Below are 17,311 nucleotides of genomic sequence, written 5' to 3'. Positions count from 1 at the left end.
ATGTAGTCCAGTTCAGGTGCCCTACGAGCATGCCATATTGGGCTGCGGCGGGCTAGCCCTTCACTCCGGGCGTTGCGTATTAATATAGCCGTGTTAAAGAACGACGGCGGTCGGTACCTTTCGAGGGGAAAAGTACCAACCGCCGTCGAACGCTGAGGCCGTTAAAGCAACCCGACAACCACCGGTAGCGCGGCCCGGTCAGCGCGCGGTCGTTCCTAGTGGAAGAAGTGGCGAGCTCCGGTGAAGTACATGGTGACGCCTGCCGCGTTGGCGGCGGCAATGACTTCCTCGTCGCGGATGGAACCACCGGGCTGAACCACTGCCCGCACGCCGGCGTCGAGCAATATTTCCAAGCCGTCGGCAAACGGGAAGAATGCGTCTGAGGCAGCCACCGAACCCACTGAGCGCTTTTCGGAGAGTGCTGCTCCCGCGCCAGAGGCACCGCCCGCCGCATCAACCTTAGATTCTACGGCGACGCCGAGCGTATTGGCCCGCTCCACCGCAAGTTTGCAGGAGTCGACCCGGTTGACTTGGCCCATTCCGATACCCACTGTGGCACCGTCTTTGGCGAGCAGGATCGCGTTTGACTTGGCGGCACGCACAGCCCGCCACGCGAACGCGAGCTCGGCCAGAGTTGCCTCATCCGCGGCTGGGCCCGCAGCGAGCGTCCAGTGAGCGGGAGTGTCACCGTCGGCGTCAATTTTGTCGCTCATTTGCACGAGCATGCCACCGGAAACCTGACGCACCTCAGCCGGGTAGCGGCCGTAGCCCTCGGGCAGAGCCAGCAGGCGGATGTTCTTCTTCGCGGAGAGGATCTCCACCGCTTCCGGCTCGAAGTCGGGGGCGATCACAACCTCGGTGAAGATGTCCTTCACGGTCCGGGCCATGGCAGCAGTGACGGTCCGGTTTGCAGCGATGACTCCACCGTAAGCTGAAACGGGATCGCAAGCATGAGCCTTGCGGTGCGCATCGGCGATCGGGTCCTTGGCACCCTCTGAGGCCACGGCAACACCGCATGGGTTGGCATGTTTGACGACGGCAACGGCCGGTGCGGCGAAATCAAAGGCTGCGCGCAGGGCTGCGTCGGCATCCACAAAGTTGTTGTAGCTCATGGCCTTGCCGTGGAGCTGATCGGCCTGGGCGATCCCCGCCGGAGCGCCTTGGTCCACGTAAAGTGCCGCCTGCTGGTGCGGGTTTTCACCGTAACGCAGCACCTCAGAGCGCTCCAGCGAGTAGCCAGCGTAAGACGGCCAGTCAATAACACCGTCCCCGTCTTCATCCAGGAACTGTGCCGACGTCCATGCTGCCACAGCGTTGTCATATGCCGCCGTGTGGGCGAAGGCCGCAGCGGCCAAGCGCTGACGGGCTACCAGTTCAAAGCCACCGGCTTGGGCTGCGTCAATGACGGCCCCGTACTTAGCGGGATCGACGACGACGGCCACGGACGGATGATTCTTTGCTGCGGCGCGCACCATGGACGGGCCGCCAATGTCGATCTGCTCGACCACAGCATCCTGGCCGGCTCCGGATTTGACGGTCTCCACGAACGGGTAGAGGTTCACCACCACCAGATCGAAGGGCTCAACGTTCATTTCTTCTAGCTGACGGACGTGGTCAGGAAGACGGCGATCCGCCAAAATGCCGGCGTGCACTAGCGGATGCAGAGTTTTTACGCGTCCATCGAGGCATTCAGGGAATCCCGTAACTTCAGAAACTTCGGTCACGGGGACGCCGGCAGCAGCAATCCTGGCGGCGGTGGAGCCAGTGGAAACAATGGCAACACCGGCGGCGTGCAGGCCAATGGCCAGCTCCTCCAAACCGGTTTTGTCGTAGACCGAGATCAAAGCCCGGCGGATGGGAACACGGTTAAGGGGTGAGCTGGTCACAGAAATTCTCCAGGGGTGGCTCGATGATGGCGACATATAAAGTTTAGGCCACTTCCACTAGGTAGGCTTTCAGGCATGACTTCCAGTGACCCCCGCCACTTGCCCCCGCACTCTGGTGCACCATCGCCTTCATCGGCCACAACAGCCCAGCCGCTTGCCACCTCAGGCATTCCGGACTCCCTGCAGACGGAGAAATCCCTCGAAACAATTCCTTCCCCCGAGCTGGCGCGCCTGGTCAACGCAGTCATTTGGCCAGGCTTTGTCGGCACCACGGTTCCGACGTGGCTGGAGCGCGCCCTACGTAACGGTCTGGCCGGCGTCGTCTATTTCAGTCACAACATAGACCCACAGATCCCCGGACAGGTGGCGGCACTCTCTGCCGCGATCCGCGCAGCCAACCCGTCCGCCGTCGTCGGCGTGGATGAGGAAGGCGGGAACGTCACTCGCCTGCAAGCGCGTGACGGTTCCGCCATCCCGGGCGCTGCCGTGTTAGGAGCCCTGGATGAACCGGCGACGACGGCTGCTGCGGGCCGTGCGATCGCTCGCCTTTGTCGGGCTGCCGGGGTGAATCTGAGCATCGCCCCTGTTGCGGACGTTAATACCAACCCGCTCAACCCCGTTATCGGCGTGCGCGCTTTTGGCTCCGATACGCAGTTGGTGAGCGTGCACACAGCCGCTGCCGTATCCGGCATCCAAGAGTTGCGCGTCGGTGCGTGTGCCAAGCATTTCCCCGGCCATGGGGACACTGTTGCGGACTCTCACATGGACGTGGCGCGTGTGGCGCTGACGATGGAGCAGATGCGCGCACACCACCTTCCCCCATTTCAGGCAGCCATTGACGCCGGAGTGGCGGCGATGATGAGCGCGCACATCATCATCCCGGAGCTGGGCGAGGCTCCGGCCACTCTCAACCCCTTGACGGGGGCATTGCTGCGGGACATGGGTTTCGACGGATTGCTGATCACCGACGCCCTCGATATGGCCGCTGTGCGCGCCACCGTTGGGCCCGGGGAAGGCGGCGTGTTGGCACTTCTGGCCGGGGCAGATCTGCTGTGCGTGGGCAATCCCTTAAATGCCTATACGAGTGGCCGTGACGACGAGTCCTGTTACACAGAAGTGTTTGATGCGCTCATGGCTGCCGTGGAATCGGGGCGTCTGCCCGTCCCCGTTCTGCGTCGTGCTGCTCAGCGCGTAGAAACGTTTGCGCAATGGTCCGCGCAAACTCCCCATGCTGCACAAACAGATGGCTTCGATTCCGCCGAAGCGGATGCGAGCATCGACTGGGTAGATGTTGCCGCGCGCGCCTGCCGCATTGATCAAGGTACGGGCGCTGTGGAATTGGCGGATCCGGATGCTGTTCTCACTCTGATTGACGCGCGGACAGGGCATAACATGGCTGCTGGACCAACTGATAACTTCATGGCTCAAGCGCTAATGGAACGCCATCGGGTCAATGCCGTCAGCGCTTCCTCGCTGAACGCGGAGAATCTCTCAGATTTGGTCAGCTGCGAGGAATCACTGGGCGAGCCCGTCTTCGTGATGGTGGATTCGTTGCTTTCCATGAACCAGCAGGCCACCTTGGCTCAGGTGGCCGCCGTCGCCCCTCACGCCGTATGCATCAATACCGGACTAGCGCCGCAATCTGGGCCTGCCATAGGGACTGCTCTCACCACCATCCACTGCCACGGCTTCAGTGCCGTTACGGCGCAGGCGGTGGCACGGCTCGTCGGCATCTGAGAGGCCACCTTGCCAACTGACCCGCAATTAACGCTGGAAATATCGTCAAATCCCCCTTTTTTCGACAACTATTGCGGGTCAGATGCCGCTGCGGGGCACAGCTGTGGATAACTTCTGCACGGCCTCGTAAAAGTTGCCACAATGAAGGCATGTTCCACCCGGAGACTTTTCCCGCTGAGCTTCGCTCTGGTCCGTTCACCACGGGCCAAGCGATGGCGCTTGGCGTCAGTTTGGGCAAACTCCGTCACCGCCAGATCCTCACTTTGAGCCGTGGAATCAAGACCGTCAACCCCGCTGCACTGTCCCTGGCATTGTTGGCGCGGCCTTATTCGCAGGTGAGCGGCCATTCTGCAGTTTCCCATGCCACCGCATTCGAGATCTGGGGCTTCCCCGGCTTCATGCCGGCACGGGATTCCACTCTCATCCATGTCTCACGCCAGGCCCCGTATGACGAACCCCGGCGCCGCGGCGTCCAGGGCCACACCACACATCTTTGGGACGAGGAACTCGCATGCCTGGACGGGCTGTGGATCACTTCGCGGGTGCGGACATGGTTGGACTGCTCCCGCCAGATGAGCGTTGATCAATTGGTCGTGGTGGCAGATCATCTGGTCCGGATTCCGCGGCCCCAATTTGAGCTCAGATCTCAGCCATACGCGTCTCTGGGCGAACTTGCGGCCATCCTTGAACGGCATAAAGGGACTCCTGGCATCCAGAAGGCTCGCCAAGCCCTGGAGTTGGCAAGGGTTGGCTCGGATTCGGCACCAGAAAGTTTGTTGCGCCTGGCCGTGACGTACGCGGGACTCCCCGATCCCTTGATCAACGTCCCCATCCAGTTGGCACCGGGCATTGAGCGCACGCCAGATCAGGCTTACCCCGAGTATCGCGTCGCGGTGGAGTACGACGGCGGCACCCACAGCGATCCTTGGCAAGTGCAGAAGGACATCGCCCGTTCGGAGGATTTCACGAACCATGGTTGGCTAGAAGTACGAATCAGCAAGCAGCATATGGGCGATAACGCGAAGGCGGCGCTCCAGAAGATCAGTGCAGCCCTTTACAGTCGCGGTTGGCGCCCCACCCCCAACTAGCCCGCAATAGATGCTCAAAAAGTAGCCGATTTGCCATATTTTCAGCGTTAATTGCGGGTCAGTTGGGCCAGGGGATCAGGCAATCGAAGTGCCCGTGTCAGCTCCATTGCCCATTACGGCTTGGCGCGTAGAGCGCAGTGCGGCGGTCGAGAGCTCATAGCGTCCCTGTGCCACGGCCACAAACAGACAATCAACGACCGCCAGCTGGGATATCCGCGAGGACATGGCACCAGCCCTAAACGCGCTCTCCCGCACCATAGTGGCCAAACACAACGAAGCATTCTCCGCGGCAGGGGACGACGGCGCATTGCTCACCAAAATTCTTGCGGCACCGGCCGTTGCAGCCACCTTCAAAAACTCCACCACTGACGCTGTTTTTCCACCGTGTGAAAATGCAACGGCCACGTCCCCGGGCTTCATCAAGGCCGCACCCATCAACGCATTGTCAGCGTTGGCAAATGCGCTCACGCACAGCCCTATCCGAAAAAGTTTGTACCGTAGGTCCTCCGCGACGATGGCGCCGGCACCAACACCATAAATGGTGATGCGACGCGCAGTAGTGAGCAGTTCAACCGCCCGAGCGAGGATGCTCAAATCAAGGTTGGCCGTGGTCTCCTCTATCCCCATGATCTCCGTAAAGCGGATTTTCGCCACCAGTTGAGCCAGCGTCTCCACGGGGCTGATGTCGTCCCCAAAATCGGGTTCGTTGTGTTCGCCAACGCTTGCTGTTTCCCTTCCCAACTCTGTGGCCATCGATAAGCGAAGTTCGGCATAGCCAGAAAGTCCAACTGCACGGCAAAAACGCACGACGGAAGGGTCGGAGGTGGCGCACAGTGCAGCCAATTCGCTCACCGTATGGCTGAGGACCACCGCTGGGTTGGCGATGATCGCATCAGCCACCCGTTTAGTCGCGGGCGTGAGCTGGCCGCGTTTAGCGTGTATGACGGACTGAATACTCAACGTGTCCTCCTGAAGTACGAATGCCCAGTCTATGGTTCCATGCCCTAAGGGACGTAAATAATTTACAATCGTTACAGCTGACTAGAATTTCAACTACCGATCAAGTTTTCATTCCAGAAAGGGCCTCCATGAGTACTCGCGAATCCAGCGACGCCGTCCGTCATGAGCTGACAACCCTCCTCACCGAGTCCTCCAACGCCCGCTACCCCGATCTTGCACAGCTAAGCACGGAAGAACTCACTGCGGCAATGAATGGTGAGGATGCGCTGGTCCCCCAGGCTATCGCAGCGCACCTGCCAAGCATCGCGGCCATCATTGATCGCGTGGCTGACGGCATGAAGAGCGGCGGTCGGCTCATTTATGTGGGTGCCGGGACCCCGGGGCGCATTGGTGTTCTGGACGCAAGCGAGTGTCCACCCACCTTTGGCACGGACCCATCCGTCGTGGTTGGTGTGATCGCAGGCGGCGAACAAGCTGTAGAACAAGCGGTGGAAAATGCAGAAGACAACGCAGATGCTGCCCGGGCAGACATGGCAGCTTTGGAACTCACCCGAGTCGACTGCGTCATCGGGATAGCCGCATCCGGACGCACACCGTATGTGCTCGCCGCCATTGAGGCAGCCCGCGCCCAGGGCTCGTACACCGTCGGTTTCGCCTGCAACGCGAATTCTCCGTTGGGCGCAGCCGCAGAGACGGTTCTGGAAATCGAGGTCGGTCCGGAATTTTTGACCGGTTCCACACGCCTAAAGTCAGGGACATGTCAGAAACTGGTGCTGAATATGATCAGCACCATCACCATGGTTCGCTTGGGCAAAACGTATAAGAACTTCATGGTGGACCTGCGCGCCAGCAACGCCAAACTAAGGGCCCGCAGCGAACGGACACTGATGCGCGTCACAGGATGCGATGCCGATACCGCGCTGAACGCCCTCACTGCCACGGACGGCCACGTAAAAACAGCTATCCTGACCATCCTGACCGGACTTTCCCCGGACTTGGCCACAGCACTCTTGGTTCAGAACAACGGCTTCCTTCCCGCGTCCATCGCCGCAGCAAAAAATTCGAAGCTAACTTGATGCACGAGAACATGATGTACGACGACGGCACGCGCCAGTGATTTCCGCCCATGGGCCCCTGGGCCAGGAGATACAACGTTTGCTGGACTGTGCAGTTGCGAACGGCGTGGCACCGGCGGCCAGTTGCGCCGTCGTCCTGGGCGGACAGCGACTGCCGGTGGTTACCGCAGGGGCAGCAACAGCGGAAACCTTCTTTGATTTGGCCTCCGTCACGAAACTCTTCACAACGGTTACGGTCTTGGCTCTCGTGGATGGCGGCCTAATGTACCTTGACACGCCCATCAGCAGAGTTTTTCAGGAGTATCGGCACGGCCAGAAGACCGGCGTCACGCTGCGCGGACTTCTCACCCACACATCCGGGCTGCCTTCTCAATGGCGGGGCTGGGAGCAAGCGCTCATCGAAGGCCAGCCGTTTGATCGCACTGCCCTCATTCAGAACCTACTCGCCATGGATTTGGAGGCCGCTCCCGGTACACGATTTGAATATTCGTGTGCTGGCTTCAATACGGTCATGTCGCTGGCGGAGCACGTTACAGGGATTAAGTGGGCTCAGCTAGTTCAAAGTCAGGTGCTCTCGAAGTTGCCGACGGGCTCCATCACTGGCTCCCCTCGCGCACAGGATTGTGCACCGACCGAATTTCAACCCACGCTAAGCCGAGGCTTGATCCAAGGCATAGTGCACGACGAAGCAGCTTGGTCGCTGGGTGGACTCAGCGGCAACGCCGGCATGTTCGCTACGGCTGCCGGCTTGGCGGAGTTCGGCGAGGCCCTCCGAACGGGGCTCACCGGAGTCCTCTCCCCCGCGCTGGCTGCCGAAATGTGGCGCAGTCAACTTCCGCAACTTCTAGGTGCGAACGCCAATGCGGCAAGCCCTAGCTTTGGCCACGGGTTGGGATTGCGGATCAATCAGCAGCCATGGATGGGAACCTTGGGTGAACATGCGCGCGGCCACGGCGGCTTCACGGGCACTTCGCTTCTGGTGGATAAGGTACACGGCATCACCATTTCCCTCTTGAGTAACCGGGTTTGCCCTAGCCGGGACGGAGATGACGCGAGCGGACTGCGCACAGCCGTGTCCGACGTCGTCTATTCTAGTAGAAATGACTTTAACTAAGAAGGATTAGCCGCCATGACCACCATTACGTCCCTCCCCACCGGCGACCAAGTGGTCCAGGAACTACCGTGGCGCTGGCGCGTGCAGGGCAGCATTTTCCTCATTGGCGGGCTCGGCTTCATGTTTGACGCTTGGGATGTCACCCTCAACGGTTTTCTCATCCCCTTGCTCTCGAAGGAATGGGGTTTGACCCCCGGACAGGCGGCCTGGATCGGCACAGCAAACCTGATTGGCATGGCCGTGGGAGCCTTCGCGTGGGGCTCCATCGCGGATGTGATTGGTCGGAAAACGGCATTCACACTCACACTCCTGATTTTTTCCATTTTCACGGTGCTCGGCGCGCTTTCCCATGAGCTTGTTCTTTTTTGTGTCTTCCGTTTTATGGCAGGATTCGGGCTCGGTGGCTGTATCCCGGTTGACTACGCACTGGTGGGAGAGTTCACCCCGCGCAAGCACCGTGGCCGCGTGTTGACTGCCATGGATGCGTGGTGGCCCATCGGCGCCTCCCTGTGCGGAGTAATCTCTGCCGTGCTGATCAGCGCGTTCGGAGACTGGCGGCTACTCATGCTCGTCTTCTGGGTGCGTACGCATGTGCCCGAATCGCCCTTGTATTTGGTCAGGGCAGGTAAGCCAGAGCAGGCGCGGAAGGTCATCGAAGGACTAATTAGACGCACAGGGGCCGACGTCGGCCTCTGGCGTTTGCCGGATCCCGCCGATGCCCCGCGGCTCTCTTTGGGCAAGGTCACCGACCAGTTAGCCGGGCTTTGGCGCTTCAATTGGCGCATCACCGGCATCGCGTGGTCCCTATTCTTGACGATCCTGCTTGTCTACTACGGAGCCTTGACGTGGATGCCGTCCATTTTGGTGGCTACAGGCTACGCGCAAAACAAGGCGTTCATGGCGACGGCATCCATGACGGCGATCGGGTTTTTGGGTGTGGTGGCTGCAGCGTTGCTGGTGGAACGTGTGGGACGGAAGTGGATCTTGGCCGTGAGTGCACCCCTCGCGGCGCTTTCACTGGTAATTTTCGCGCTCGTCCTAGATGCCCCGGTCACAGCCCAATTATGGCTTCTCATCTTCGGTTTTCTAATCCAGGTAGCCATCCCAGTCCTCTACACCTACGTTTCGGAGCTCTACCCGACCCATCTGCGTGCCACGGGTTTTGGCTGGGCCTCCACCATCTCCCGGGTGGGAGCAGGGCTGGTTCCGCTCATTTTCGGCTCACTACTGTGGCCGGTTTTGGGCCTTCCGCTAACCTTTGCCCTGACCGGTGGACTAGTGCTTATTGCGGTGATCGCGATGGCATTCTCCGCTCCTGAAACCAAGGGCGCCGTCCTCGAATAAGCCCAGCACGCTTCCCAGTTACCGCCCATCTTGGCTGGTTAAGCTGATTGGAAGTCACAACGACCATTTTCAAGGAGTTTCCATGAGCGCGCTGCTTCCCACCGTTTACTCAACCACCGGTCTCATTGGCGGATTCAAGACCGCCCAAGCCACCAAAAACCGTCCTCTGGGAGGTGCCGTATTAGCTGCGGCTGGCGCTGCCGCATTCTTTGGCTGGAAGAAGAACCGGGGCGCATGCACTGCCACAGCACTGACTACTACGTACTTGTTGGCCTTCGGCATCTCCCACCCGTTAGCCAAGAAGATCGGTGCTTGGCCAGCCGTATTTTCACTCACAGGTGCCGTGGCCATCATTTCTTTGGCTTGCGGACGTAAACGCAAGTAACTTTTCGCCTGCGCTGCGCTCCACTGTCAACATCGCGGCGCAGGAATCTTGATATTTAGAGCCGGGCCAAGTCCCCTAGAACTTTGATGAGTAGTTCGCGTTCGGCCACCTTGATGCGCTCATGGAGGGATTCTTGCGTGTCCTGGGCCAGAACGCGCACAGCCGTTTGATCAATAATGGGTCCTGTATCCACGCCGGCGTCCGCGAAGTGAACCGTGCATCCAGTCACTTTGACCCCATAGTTCAGAGCATCACGAACTCCGTGGGCACCCGGGAAAGACGGCAACAAGGCAGGATGAGTGTTGATATAGCGACCGTCAAAGGCATCGATGAATGACGCCGCCACAATGCGCATGAAGCCACTGGAAACTACGTAGTCGGGCTTGTACCCTGCCACCCTCTCCAAGAGTGCGTCGTCCCAATCGGCGCGCGAGGCATATTTCTTGAAATCCACCACGAAGGTCTCAAGGCCTGCCGCGGCGGAGCGCTCAACGCCAAAAGTGCCTGCCCGATCCGCCCCCACCGCCACAATCTCTACGGGCAAGCCCCCGGAGACAACGGCGTCGATCACTGCCTGCAAATTGGACCCGGTCCCAGAAACTAAAACAACGATGCGCATTGGATGATTTTATCCATAAAGAAGGCAATCTAATACTCCCTGTTTCAGGTCGAGGAAGTGGAGCGCCGTTCTTGTTCTATCCAAGGCGCCAGCAAGGATCCAATAACAACACCGATCCCCACCTCCGCACCGAGCCACAATGATGCTAGCAGTGGCTCTGGCCCAATCTCTGTGAGCCGGCCAAGACCCAGGGATCCACTAGAAAGCCAGAAAAGCACGAACGCTAGGATCGCTGCGACAGCCGCGATGACGACGCCCAAAAAGAGTGAAGAGGCGGGCAGCGAAAGCCAGCGAGGACTCACTTTCCGCGACAGCCACTCGTCAAAGTGATTTTCTCCAGCACGAACAAAGAACCAACCGCCCAGCATGCCGCCGAGTACTGGGATCAAGAGTGCCGCAAATCCCCAGTTCAAATTTCCAGCAGGGAGAGCAGCAAGCAGTGGAATGGGTGGAACGGGGGCTACGGCAGTCGCCATCGGCGTGACGGCGGAGCCCACTCCCAAGGAGAACCCCGCTCCAGTGGACCACGCCAGGGACCAGGCTGCCAGATTCGGCATGAAGCCCAACTGTGCCAGCGTGAGCCCGGTACCACCGAGTGCGCCGGGCCGCAGTGACTGATACACGCCAACGATGTCCGCCCACCGCACTGCGATATTAACTGCCAGTAAGCCGCAGGCCAACGCAAATGCCGTCGCCAGTGCAACAAATCCAGATCGAACCACGCTCCACACGTAAGAACCCGTCCAGCGTTGATCTTGGCTAGTCTTTGCGATCCAGTCCGCCGCGTTAACACCAATGAGACGCCCCCAAGAGCCGGCTTCCAGCCGTGCACCTATGACTAAGCCCAGACCTGCTGGAATGAGCGGGATCAACATACTGGCCATAAGGGGGGCTACGACTTCACCGGGGATGCTGCAGATGAATCCTGTGGCTAACCCGGCAGCCGAGTACACCACCAAAGCTCCGACGAGGGGCTGCCAGAGTTGATCGGTATAGGAAGCCCTGGCCAGGCGCCGTCCAGCCCGCCAAGACAAAAGAAACGGTATGAGCGCCAAACCAAGAGGCAGCAAGGCATACACGCCCGTCATCACGGATGCCGAGCTGGGACCTGAGGCGAAGGTGAGATCGAGGGGAACACCGTGGATGGCAAGCCATATCTGTCCAGCGAGGCGGGCAGTGACTGACAAGTCCTTTTCCGCAAAACCGCCGGAAAACCACACTCCTGCTAAGGGAATAATCACTGCCAAGGCTGAGATGAGAATGACTTGGGCAGATTCCAGTGCGCCCTGGAGCCCCAGCGGCATTGGCAATCCGTCGCGTTGGCTGCGGGCCACTTTCGTATTCATCGTCTTCCATCGTGCCATACCCAGAGCTGCCGGAAGGCTCGAAGCGCCGAAGATCATGCCTTCCGCCAGTTGGCGCAGACCTGGGTGCGCCCTCGTGAAGGCGTGACGCAGACCGGGGCAAGGGGTTACGGGGTTAGCCGCAAGAATGTGTGGACAGGAGTGTCCCTACACTGGAGGCGAGGAAGGCGGATGCCGGGGCGAGAATAACGACTGACTTAAACGACAGATAGGGCCCGGGAAAACCCGGACCCTATCTGCTCCAGCCCTGTGGACTAAAGAATGTGCACGGTTACCCGCGCGGTTTCTTTAGAAATTAGATGGCCTGGATATTGACTGCCTGAGGACCCTTGGGGCCCTGCTCGACGTCGAAGGAAACCTTCTGGTTCTCTTCGAGGGAACGGTAGCCCGAAGAGTTGATTGCGGAGTAGTGTGCGAACACATCCTGGGACTGGTCATCGGGGGAGATGAAGCCGAAGCCCTTTTCAGCGTTGAACCACTTGACGGTACCTGTTGCCATTATTTCTATTTCCTTCTGAAGTTGGAGATTCCGCCCGACCTTCGGGCCTCCTGTTTTACGGTGTAAGTCCGCTTCTCCAGAAAAGCGACGTCGTCCCGAAGGATGGCGTCGCTTCAACTACAAAAAACGCAACACTACAACTACGTCCAAGTATACATATCTCTTTGCTGAATGCCACTACGTATTGAGAGGTGCGTCACTCTTTGACTTCTATTCCTCCACTAGCTGGAGCAAACCGCCTAAATCTAGCGGATGTGCACCACCCCAAGAGTGACGTGTCACTCATTCACCTCCGCGGGTTCATCTGATGTTCATCCGCGCATCTGTGAGTTCTTCGCTGTAAATAGTTCCAATGCTTCGTTTGCGCATTCAAGAGTTTGAGTACTTAATAATCAATTGCGGCACTTAAGAATCATCGGCGCAGTGATCTTCAGGGTAAATATCTAGGGCCCCCCGACGGATTGCGTCATGAATAGTCTCTGTCATGGTTGGCTGCCCTAACAGCATTGACTGATAGGTCTCTGCGGCTCCGACGAGCGGTGACAACGCAGAACGCACCCTGTTTCCGAGCTTGGACTTCGCGAATCTGACGGCGATGCCGAAAACTACGGCCATTACGAAGACGGTGACGACGCCGGCAACCACTGTGCGCATGCCATTCGGATCCATGAAAGAGTATGCGGCCACACCGGTTAGCAAGATCAAGCATGCGCTGACCAACAAGACTCGCTTCATTTGCATCACCACCTCGTAGACCCAGTTTACGACGTCTGCTTTCAGCAGGACGGGCCATTAATAAGGAGGGCGCAGAACACAAATCTGAAGCGGTGACTTTGCGTGGGCGCTCAACTCACGGGGAGTTTGGCGCATAGTGCACCTGGCGCAAAACTGGGCCCCGGTTCCGCGCTAGCAAGAACCACGTCCGAATGCGAAAGCCATATCCTGTGTGGTCAAGAGGTAGCGCGATGGCAGATCAAGCCAGGCCGGCTGCCCACGGGCACGCGATCCAGACCATTCCGGGTTGGTTTTTGCACGCCGTCCCCAAGGGCGGCACTCGTAACAGACAACTCCCCCGCCATCACTTCGCCAAAGTGATAGCGATCTAGATATGCGTAGTCCCCGGCCGCCACAATATGTTCGCGGATCAGACTCCCCGGATGACGTCTAGCCAGTTCACTCAGCGGGCGTAGATGCTGCAACCCAGGGCAGAGCCTTGACCTACGAAACACCCTTGGCTGCCGCACCAACCACCGCAAGTCCAACCCACCAGCGCGACGGGGCCCGAAACTGTGGCGAGGGTCCGGCGCACGCTCGCCCCGTCGTCGTCGCACGTTTCTAAATTAAGCTGCGCGGCAACTGGCGCATGTCACAGAGCACCCAGCCGAGCCATCATGCTGAGCCAGCGCGAACCGTCGGCGCAGGCCACGCTCCAGCACAGGGGTTGTCACCACGAACCCTTATCCACCGATGTAATTCATCTCGATCCGGTCCTTGGGATTGGACAATTCGGGTGTCGCGGCGCTGCGAAGCTCAGAGTACCGATCCGCCCGTGCACCCCAGAGAACTTGCAACGCCTTTGTCATTTCAGCGTCGTCCGCTCCGCCGCGCAACAGTTCCCGCAGGTCCGTCCCCCGGGTTGCGAAAAGGCATGTGTACAGTTTTCCGTCAGCGGAAAGGCGCGCACGGGTACAGCCACGGCAAAATGCCTGAGTGACACTGGAAATCACACCGATTTCTCCAGACCCATCCTTATAACGCCACCGTTTAGCCGTCTCTCCGCCATAGTTGGCGCCCACGGCTTCTAGCGGAAATACCTCATTCAACCGGGCAATGACCTCAGACGAGGGCACCACCTGATCCATCTTCCAACCGTTGGAATGGCCCACGTCCATGTACTCGATGAAACGCAGGATCAACCCGGTTCCACGGAAATGCCGGGCCATGTCCACGATGCTGTGATCATTGAACCCGCGCTTGAGCACCATGTTGATTTTGACAGGCCCCAGCCCGGCCTCTTGAGCCGCATCTACCGCCTGCAACACTTTTGCCACGGGATAGGCGACGTCGTTCATTGACTGGAAGACGGCGTCGTCCATGGAATCCAAGGACACTGTCACGCGGTCCAGCCCGGCAGCTTTGAGTATGTGTGCTTTTTGCGCCAAGGCGGTGCCGTTGGTAGTCATTGCAATGTCAGGCGGTTCATTTTCCGGCGTGCGCAGGGCGGCAAGCATGCTCACCAAGTCTTCAACGCCCTTGCGCAGCAGGGGTTCCCCACCGGTGAGCCGGATCTTGCGCACACCATGATCCATGGCAATGCGGGCCAGCCGGGTTATCTCCTCAAAACTGAGCAGTTCTTCCTTCGGCATGAAGACAAAGTCGCGGCCAAAAACTTCCTTCGGCATGCAGTAAACGCAGCGGAAATTGCACCGATCCGTCACTGAAATCCGCAGGTCCCGCAGCGGGCGGTTGAGCGTGTCCACCATGAGAGGTGATTCAGATGTCATTTAGGCCTCTTTGCTGGGCTGGAGATAACCGACCCTTACCCTCCAGCGTAGGCCCTGACGGACGACGGCGTCGAGGCGGGTTGCGCGCGCCGTGACGGTTAAGCCCGGGGAACCGCCGGGTCGGGTAAGCAATGTGGGGCACGTTACCGTGTCATAGCCTTAGCTGGTAGAAATAGACCTATGACAGATCCAAGCATCACCCCTGACGTCAGGAGCGATCCACTGCGACCCCAGCGCTCCCAAATGACGGGCACGTTGGTGTCTTTGCTCGCTTGGATCGTTGTGATCGTGCCCATGTGTGGGATGGCACTGATCATTTTTGCTGCCGTCACGAATCCGTCCACCAGCCTTGCCACGATTAGCAAGGTCGTGTTGATCATCCTCGGCGTACTTCTCATGTTTTGCATGGTCATCACGCCACACATGATGGGCCAGGCAGTGATTTACCGCGAACGCGCCCTGTGGAAGGCTGCGTTATGGACGGGGATACCCACGGTTGGCGTGATCCTTTACCTCGTGTTCCGTTGGTTGTTGAATAGCTAAACCCATGAGCCGCCGTCACCATTCCATCCCGTCCCAACGCCTCCCCTTGTCCGTTTCCTCGGCCACCACTTCACGGACGACGCCGGCCAAACCGGCACGCTCCCGGTTTTGGGCGGTAGGGATCACCGGAATCGGCTGGATTCTCCTGGTTTACCCCGCCGCACTCCTCGCCCTGATCTCCTACATACTCATCACCGGCAGCACCGATGATCCCGCCACTGCGAGCTCCGTAATAGCTGGGCTATTCGGCATGATTGCCGTGGCCTCCATGGCAGCAGCGCCACTGTTTACAGGATTGGCGCTCACCACTCGACGCCGCGGACTGTGGATTGCTGCCATCATCACGTGGGTGTTCTCGATTGCCGCCGTCGTTTATGTCATTGTGGAATGGCTGGTGCCCCTAGCCTAAATCGCTTGTGGGATTAGCTTGTGGGATTAGCTTTGCGCGTGGCATCGGCGATAGGCCGCGAGCGATCGAGCGCAAGTAGAGGCTCTTTCGGCGGACGACCAGCACACCGTTTTTCGACACTGCGTAGAACGATTATGATGGTGAAACTAATGACGTGTGCCAAAAGGCGTGGAGTAAGGAGAGAGCATGACTAAGGGGGGAGTGCGCCTTGCCCGCGGTTGGACCGCGGCTGCATTCGCCACCTTTGTCGCAGCTCTTTCCCACGTAATGGGTGGCGGCGCCGCCCCGCATCCACTGCTACTCCTGCTCTCCTTGTCCATCTCAGCAGTTGTTTGTGTGGCACTCGCCGGACGGGTGTTGTCCCGCAAAAACCTTGTGGCCGCCGTCGTGCTGAGCCAGGGACTCTTCCATCTATTGTTTAGTCCTTCCCCAGGTCAGCCCATGTCGATGCCGGCGTCGGTTATTGCCTCCGGGGACCATTGTGGGATGAACATGGGCCTCCTCCCTGGCCTGTCGGAGCAAGTTGCGCTTGGTCACGGAACGGGCCTCAGCGCTTTAATGTGGGTCAGCCACGCAGCGGCTGCCGTCTTGACCATCATCTTTTTGCGCCACGGCGAAGCCAGCACCATGAAGTTAATTGATGCATTGCGCTTGCAGATTACTGCCATTGTGGGACTGGTCATTGTCCCCATTGCCGCACCGTCCCGCATTTACGCGGCACCCACGCTCTGGCTTCCCATGAGAATCGGCCTGGACATTCCTTTGCCCGTGCGGCATCACCGAGGGCCTCCGCTACTCGCCGCTGCGCTGTAGAACATCTCGAGAGCGTAAGACTTCTCGAAACCATGTGACTTCTGGAGCACCAACTTTGCTCGCGGGCGTCTACTCGTGCAGCTTTATCCCACCCGTATGCCACTTTTTTGCCACCGGCCAGCCTTCAGGCTGTGCTGGCACCCACTCATTTTTTCGGGTCGGCAGCAGTCCGTTTACACAGGCCGGGCTGGTGCACCCATACTTTTCTCGACAGATTGCCTCTGAAAGGCCACCATGAAAACTTCATCACGCCGCACCTTTAAGACCGTAACAACCGGGGTCCTAGCCGTTGCCTTCCTTGCTGCAGGAGCCGCATCAGCGTCCGCACACGTGAAGGCCGTTCCGGATGCCACCACAGCCGGCGGTTATACCCACGTAACCTTTAATGTTCCTAATGAATCACCCACCGCAAAGACCAGCAAAATCACTGTCACACTGCCGACCGACGAACCTTTCACGTCGGTTTCCGTCAAGCCATTGGATGGTTGGACTGCCACTGTGATCACCTCTGAATTGCCTAAGCCCGTCACGGTTGGTGGCAGTACGGTGACGAAGGCCGCCACTTCTGTGGAGTGGATCGCCGACGCGGCGCATGAAATCGGAGCGAACCAGTACCAAACGTTTTCTTTGTCATTAGGAAAGCTGCCCGCCAGCGGGACTACGGTCACCCTCCCAACTGCCCAAACGTATACGGATGGGACAGTTGCCAACTGGGACCAAAAGAGCGTAGCGGGCCAGGAGGAGCCAAAGCACCCGGCGCCATCCTTTGTCACGACAACTAAAGACGAGCCGGCCTCCCAAACTGCTGCCGCAGCACCGAGTGCGGCCAGTTCTACTACAGCTGCCAGCAGTGACGTCTCCGCACTCAGTGTCTGGGGTATCGCCCTTGGTGCGGCAGGACTCCTGCTGGGTGGAATCGCGCTGGGTCTTGTTATCTCGGCTCGCCGCAAGCCAGAAAACGCGAAGTAAG

Annotated in this window: 17 protein-coding genes; 10 read left to right on the top strand and 7 right to left on the bottom strand. The window is 59.1% G+C overall.

The window, feature by feature from the left end:
* Nucleotides 1–215: 215 nt before the first annotated feature.
* On the bottom strand, nucleotides 216–1,886 hold the full coding sequence (gene purH / locus LOH53_RS00920) for a bifunctional phosphoribosylaminoimidazolecarboxamide formyltransferase/IMP cyclohydrolase (RefSeq protein ID WP_376991947.1): 1,671 nt from the start codon (nucleotides 1,884–1,886) through the stop codon (nucleotides 216–218).
* Nucleotides 1,887–1,961: 75 nt separating this feature from the next.
* Between purH and LOH53_RS00915 the strand changes: the two genes are divergently transcribed.
* On the top strand, nucleotides 1,962–3,623 hold the full coding sequence (locus tag LOH53_RS00915; protein ID WP_230065840.1) for a glycoside hydrolase family 3 protein: 1,662 nt from the start codon (nucleotides 1,962–1,964) through the stop codon (nucleotides 3,621–3,623).
* Between the two features lie 149 nt (nucleotides 3,624–3,772).
* On the top strand, nucleotides 3,773–4,711 hold the full coding sequence (locus tag LOH53_RS00910) for an endonuclease domain-containing protein (RefSeq protein ID WP_230065839.1): 939 nt from the start codon (nucleotides 3,773–3,775) through the stop codon (nucleotides 4,709–4,711).
* 75 nt (nucleotides 4,712–4,786) lie between these two features.
* Here LOH53_RS00910 and LOH53_RS00905 read toward each other — a convergent pair whose 3' ends face one another.
* Nucleotides 4,787–5,671 carry a MurR/RpiR family transcriptional regulator gene (locus LOH53_RS00905; RefSeq protein WP_230065838.1) on the bottom strand — a complete coding sequence of 295 codons (885 nt, stop codon included), beginning with the start codon at nucleotides 5,669–5,671 and terminating at the stop codon, nucleotides 4,787–4,789.
* 128 nt (nucleotides 5,672–5,799) lie between these two features.
* Here LOH53_RS00905 and murQ point away from each other — a divergent pair, with 128 nt between their 5' ends.
* The 4 genes from murQ to LOH53_RS00885 all read left to right on the top strand — a co-directional run bounded on the left by murQ (nucleotide 5,800) and on the right by LOH53_RS00885 (nucleotide 9,590).
* The gene (murQ, locus tag LOH53_RS00900) at nucleotides 5,800–6,747 is read left to right on the top strand and encodes an N-acetylmuramic acid 6-phosphate etherase (protein WP_230065837.1); all 948 of its coding nucleotides are present in this window, start codon (nucleotides 5,800–5,802) and stop codon (nucleotides 6,745–6,747) included.
* 79 nt (nucleotides 6,748–6,826) lie between these two features.
* Complete coding sequence (locus LOH53_RS00895; RefSeq protein ID WP_230065836.1) at nucleotides 6,827–7,861, top strand: serine hydrolase domain-containing protein; 1,035 nt, start codon at nucleotides 6,827–6,829, stop codon at nucleotides 7,859–7,861.
* 15 nt (nucleotides 7,862–7,876) lie between these two features.
* Complete coding sequence (locus LOH53_RS00890; RefSeq protein WP_230065835.1) at nucleotides 7,877–9,205, top strand: MFS transporter; 1,329 nt, start codon at nucleotides 7,877–7,879, stop codon at nucleotides 9,203–9,205.
* 82 nt (nucleotides 9,206–9,287) lie between these two features.
* Nucleotides 9,288–9,590 (top strand): hypothetical protein, encoded by a 303-nt coding sequence (locus LOH53_RS00885; protein WP_230065834.1) that lies wholly within the window; start codon nucleotides 9,288–9,290, stop codon nucleotides 9,588–9,590.
* 55 nt (nucleotides 9,591–9,645) lie between these two features.
* Here the strand turns inward: LOH53_RS00885 and purN are convergent, their stop codons facing one another.
* The 5 genes from purN to moaA all read right to left on the bottom strand — a co-directional run bounded on the left by purN (nucleotide 9,646) and on the right by moaA (nucleotide 14,576).
* Nucleotides 9,646–10,209: a phosphoribosylglycinamide formyltransferase gene (gene purN / locus LOH53_RS00880; RefSeq protein ID WP_230065833.1), complete on the bottom strand. Its 564-nt coding sequence runs from the start codon at nucleotides 10,207–10,209 to the stop codon at nucleotides 9,646–9,648.
* Between the two features lie 44 nt (nucleotides 10,210–10,253).
* Entirely contained in the window at nucleotides 10,254–11,555 is a 1,302-nt protein-coding gene (locus LOH53_RS00875) for a cell division protein PerM (protein ID WP_230065832.1), read from the bottom strand.
* A gap of 313 nt (nucleotides 11,556–11,868) precedes the next feature.
* A complete protein-coding gene (locus LOH53_RS00870; protein WP_038467205.1) occupies nucleotides 11,869–12,072 on the bottom strand; it encodes a cold-shock protein in 204 nt (67 codons plus the stop codon).
* 405 nt (nucleotides 12,073–12,477) lie between these two features.
* Complete coding sequence (locus LOH53_RS00865) at nucleotides 12,478–12,807, bottom strand: hypothetical protein (RefSeq protein ID WP_230065831.1); 330 nt, start codon at nucleotides 12,805–12,807, stop codon at nucleotides 12,478–12,480.
* A gap of 722 nt (nucleotides 12,808–13,529) precedes the next feature.
* Nucleotides 13,530–14,576, bottom strand: a complete 1,047-nt coding sequence (moaA, locus tag LOH53_RS00860; RefSeq protein ID WP_230065830.1) for a GTP 3',8-cyclase MoaA — start codon at nucleotides 14,574–14,576, stop codon at nucleotides 13,530–13,532.
* A 180-nt stretch (nucleotides 14,577–14,756) separates the two neighbouring features.
* On the opposite strand from moaA, the gene LOH53_RS00855 reads away from it, so the two are divergent.
* From LOH53_RS00855 to LOH53_RS00840, 4 genes are all read left to right on the top strand, one after another.
* Nucleotides 14,757–15,119 (top strand): hypothetical protein, encoded by a 363-nt coding sequence (locus LOH53_RS00855; protein WP_230065829.1) that lies wholly within the window; start codon nucleotides 14,757–14,759, stop codon nucleotides 15,117–15,119.
* A gap of 4 nt (nucleotides 15,120–15,123) precedes the next feature.
* Nucleotides 15,124–15,528: a hypothetical protein gene (locus tag LOH53_RS00850; RefSeq protein WP_230065828.1), complete on the top strand. Its 405-nt coding sequence runs from the start codon at nucleotides 15,124–15,126 to the stop codon at nucleotides 15,526–15,528.
* A gap of 186 nt (nucleotides 15,529–15,714) precedes the next feature.
* The gene (locus LOH53_RS00845; RefSeq protein ID WP_230065827.1) at nucleotides 15,715–16,341 is read left to right on the top strand and encodes a hypothetical protein; all 627 of its coding nucleotides are present in this window, start codon (nucleotides 15,715–15,717) and stop codon (nucleotides 16,339–16,341) included.
* Between the two features lie 234 nt (nucleotides 16,342–16,575).
* The gene (locus LOH53_RS00840; protein ID WP_230065826.1) at nucleotides 16,576–17,310 is read left to right on the top strand and encodes a YcnI family copper-binding membrane protein; all 735 of its coding nucleotides are present in this window, start codon (nucleotides 16,576–16,578) and stop codon (nucleotides 17,308–17,310) included.
* Nucleotide 17,311 lies beyond the last annotated feature (1 nt).

It is taken from the genome of Arthrobacter cryoconiti (genome assembly GCF_020905375.1).
GTDB lineage: Bacteria > Actinomycetota > Actinomycetes > Actinomycetales > Micrococcaceae > Specibacter > Specibacter cryoconiti.
The sequence above is the reverse complement of the archived record's forward strand: the minus strand, read 5'-3'. Positions and strand labels throughout refer to the sequence as shown.

Bases quoted from the DNA above. Each gene is read 5' to 3' on its own strand.
- purN (WP_230065833.1), bottom strand. From the start codon at position 10,209: ATGCGCATCGTTGTTTTAGTTTCTGGGACCGGGTCCAATTTGCAGGCA.
- moaA (WP_230065830.1), bottom strand. From the start codon at position 14,576: ATGACATCTGAATCACCTCTCATGGTGGACACGCTCAACCGCCCGCTG.
- LOH53_RS00915 (WP_230065840.1), top strand. From the start codon at position 1,962: ATGACTTCCAGTGACCCCCGCCACTTGCCCCCGCACTCTGGTGCACCA.
- LOH53_RS00855 (WP_230065829.1), top strand. From the start codon at position 14,757: ATGACAGATCCAAGCATCACCCCTGACGTCAGGAGCGATCCACTGCGA.
- murQ (WP_230065837.1), top strand. From the start codon at position 5,800: ATGAGTACTCGCGAATCCAGCGACGCCGTCCGTCATGAGCTGACAACC.
- LOH53_RS00885 (WP_230065834.1), top strand. From the start codon at position 9,288: ATGAGCGCGCTGCTTCCCACCGTTTACTCAACCACCGGTCTCATTGGC.
- LOH53_RS00890 (WP_230065835.1), top strand. From the start codon at position 7,877: ATGACCACCATTACGTCCCTCCCCACCGGCGACCAAGTGGTCCAGGAA.
- LOH53_RS00870 (WP_038467205.1), bottom strand. From the start codon at position 12,072: ATGGCAACAGGTACCGTCAAGTGGTTCAACGCTGAAAAGGGCTTCGGC.
- LOH53_RS00875 (WP_230065832.1), bottom strand. From the start codon at position 11,555: ATGAATACGAAAGTGGCCCGCAGCCAACGCGACGGATTGCCAATGCCG.
- LOH53_RS00865 (WP_230065831.1), bottom strand. From the start codon at position 12,807: ATGAAGCGAGTCTTGTTGGTCAGCGCATGCTTGATCTTGCTAACCGGT.
- LOH53_RS00840 (WP_230065826.1), top strand. From the start codon at position 16,576: ATGAAAACTTCATCACGCCGCACCTTTAAGACCGTAACAACCGGGGTC.
- LOH53_RS00910 (WP_230065839.1), top strand. From the start codon at position 3,773: ATGTTCCACCCGGAGACTTTTCCCGCTGAGCTTCGCTCTGGTCCGTTC.
- LOH53_RS00850 (WP_230065828.1), top strand. From the start codon at position 15,124: ATGAGCCGCCGTCACCATTCCATCCCGTCCCAACGCCTCCCCTTGTCC.
- LOH53_RS00845 (WP_230065827.1), top strand. From the start codon at position 15,715: ATGACTAAGGGGGGAGTGCGCCTTGCCCGCGGTTGGACCGCGGCTGCA.